General features: G+C 65.0%; 1 protein-coding gene and 1 pseudogene (1 of these 2 cut by a window edge). Both read right to left on the reverse strand.

What is annotated here, in order from left to right:
- Positions 1 to 1,050: 1,050 nt before the first annotated feature.
- A complete protein-coding gene (locus E6J58_19070; GenBank protein TMB33961.1) occupies positions 1,051 to 1,392 on the reverse strand; it encodes a hypothetical protein in 342 nt (113 codons plus the stop codon).
- Between the two features lie 76 nt (positions 1,393 to 1,468).
- Positions 1,469 to 2,822 (reverse strand): annotated as a pseudogene (locus E6J58_19075) (hypothetical protein) (it continues 635 nt past the right edge of the window).

Here is a 2,822-nt window from a genome sequence, read left to right on the forward strand (position 1 = left end):
CCCAGCCGGGCCCGCAACCCCGCCGCGCAGAAGCGAAAACAACGCCTAAGCGCAGATCTGTCTCGCCGGTGTCAGCGCAGCGATTGCTGCACTTCGGGCACGTCGTCCTGCCAGCGGATGTCTTCTCCTGCCTCGCGCATCCGCGCGGGTGCGATGGGCGGCCCGGTGGCAGGAAGGCCGAGGTGCTCCAGGATCTCCTTCACCACCTTCTTCTCGGTGATGAAGGCGAGCACCAGGCGACGGCCGCCATCTGTTCGCGGAGCGCGGCACCTTCGGGGCCGGGCGTGACCGCCCATTGGTGAAGGAGCGGGCCCGCAAGCCTCCGCTCCGCCGGCAACCGGCTCATAAGCTCAGCAGTGAAAATCAGCGGATCGGGCAAGTGCGCGCGTGAGGTCAGGGACCTGAGTCAGGGACCTCGTTCTGCTGGGCCTAAGAAACTGAACAAGATCGGCTACATAAATGGTGGAGGCGGCGGGAATCGAACCCGGCCACTGGCGCGGCGCATGGTGCGTTGTAGCGGCGGCATCGAGCAGAAGTCCGTGTCCTGTCGGGGCAAGCGAGGCGTGCGCGCTCGCATCGCGCGCATGGCGGCGCCATCCCGCTGGCAGCGTGGACCAATGGGACCACGGCCCTCGAACGCTTCGACTTGGCGAGTCGCATTCGGCGCGAACAGCGCTTGCTCAATGCGCTCGGCGACAATGTGCACCGGAAGCCGCGGACAACCGCCAGCCTCGTCTTCATGGTCTTCAGACCGATTGTCGCACTACCGCAGCGTGAAGGTGCCGGCGCAGACTGGGCAGGTCACGTCAACTCGCTCCTTCAACTCGAAACGGTCTGGCATGCCAATCGCTTGCGCAGCCGCATTGGCGATTTTGACGCTGAGCTTCTCCAGAATGACGAGTCCCTCGGGGAGACATGGGGGAGACCCCTGGCGTTCGATCGCGGTGGCGTACCCGCAGAGATCGGGGCTAAACGTTCCTTTGGCGGCCCGAACGCGGGAATGGAATAGAGGCCGACACGGCAGTCGTACGGCAACGCGGCTGCGCGTCACTATTTCGCGGAGCTCGCCGCTTCACTGAGCCCGGCGAGCTTCAGGAGTTCCCCGAACGCCGGCTCGTGCGAGAGCGGCTGCAATCGAGGATCCACCGCCATGTAGATCGCCCATGCGGAACGCTCGTCAACCGTCTCGCGCAAGAGCCGCAGGGCGCCGGCGTGGTCGGCGAGAGCAAGACGCACCATGGCAAGGTCGTACGCTGGCACATAGCGCTTCTCGCGGGTGGCGAACAGCTTGCGCTCGGTCTCGCCCACCTCGCCGCTCTGGCCCAGCGCGGCCGCCGGAAGCGCCATCTGCGAATCGACGAACGTGAACGACTGTCCGGCAGCACCGATCATCGCTCGCAAACCCGAGGTCACCGGCGACCGCTGCGCCCCGCAGCAGCAGCGACGAAATCGCTCGCAGCGGCCTTCCCTAGCGACAGGGCGGGAACGAGAGCTTGAAGGCGAAGCCATCCTGCCCGCCTGCCTCGACGCGCTGAAACGCGTTCGGCGTGACGAACAGGTCGGTCGACGTCGTGCTTCCGACGACGTAGAGGTTACCGAACCCGTCGAGGTTCACGCCCTGCCCGTCGGCCCCATCGTCGCCACTGCCCCCGAAGTAGCTGGAGTAGAGCAAATGTGATCCCCGCAGCTCGAGGTGGCCGACGAACGCGTCGGACTTTCCGCCGCCGTAGCTGCTCTGAAGCGCATCCTTCGACGTCGGCAGGTCGGTCGAGTTCGTCACGCCGACGAAGTACACGTTGCCGCACGCGTCCGGGCGAACGCCGCCCATCGCGTCGTCGCCGCTGCCGCCGAAGTAGGTGGAATACAGCAACCCTGATCCTGTCGGATTCAGGACGGTGAGGTAGCCGTCTTCGGGTCCGCCCGCGAATCTGGATTGCAGCGCCCCCGGCGTCGTCGGGAAATCGAGCGAGCTGGTGACTCCTGGAACGTAGGCGTTCCCGCTGTCGTCGAAGCGTCCGTCTGACACGTCCTCGTCGCCCGAGCCACCGAGGTACGTGGAGTAGACGAGGCTCGAGCCATCGAGCGCCACCTTCACGACGACTGCGTCGGTGGCCCCTCCGCCGTACGCCCGTTGAAACGCGCCAGCCGTGGTAGGAAAGTTCGTCGAGCTCGTCGACCCGGTCAAAAGCGCATGTCCCTGGGCGTCGACCGTGCCGTCGATGCAATTGTCGTCGCCACCGCCTCCGACGTAGGAGGAGAAGATGATCTGCGTGCCGAGTGGATCGATCTTCGTCACGAAGCAGTCGAACCCTCCTGCCGAGGCAGTTTGGAACGCGCCGCTCGTCACCGGGAAATCCGTGGACGAGGTGAGGCCGATCACCCAGATCGTTCCATCCGAATGCGTCGGACCGATCCAGGCCTGATCGTCTCCCGAACCGCCGAGGTACGTTGAATAAACGAGCTTCGATCCTGAGGGGTCGAGCGCCGTTACGAACCCGTCCCGACCACCGCCGGCGAATTTCGGCTGGATCGCCTTATTGGTGGTCGGAAAGTCGCTCGATCGCGTCAGGCCGACGACGTAGGCGCTGCCGTTGCCCGCCACGGAGATGCCGAGTGCACGGTCGTTCGCCTTTCCCCCGAGGTACGTCGAGTAGACGATCGCCGATCCAGTGGGGTTCAATTTGGTGACGAACGCATCGAGTCCGCCCTTCAGGTTGCGTTGAAGGATGTCCATGGGTGGATCGACCGGGAAGTCGACCGAAGCGGTGGCGCCAGCGATATAGAGGTTTCCCTGCGCATCGATATCGGACCAATAGGGCACG

The organism is Deltaproteobacteria bacterium, from assembly GCA_005879535.1.
Classification (GTDB): Bacteria; Myxococcota; Myxococcia; order Myxococcales; family 40CM-4-68-19; genus 40CM-4-68-19.

Bases quoted from the DNA above. Each gene is read 5' to 3' on its own strand.
- E6J58_19070 (TMB33961.1), bottom strand. From the start codon at position 1,392: ATGATCGGTGCTGCCGGACAGTCGTTCACGTTCGTCGATTCGCAGATG.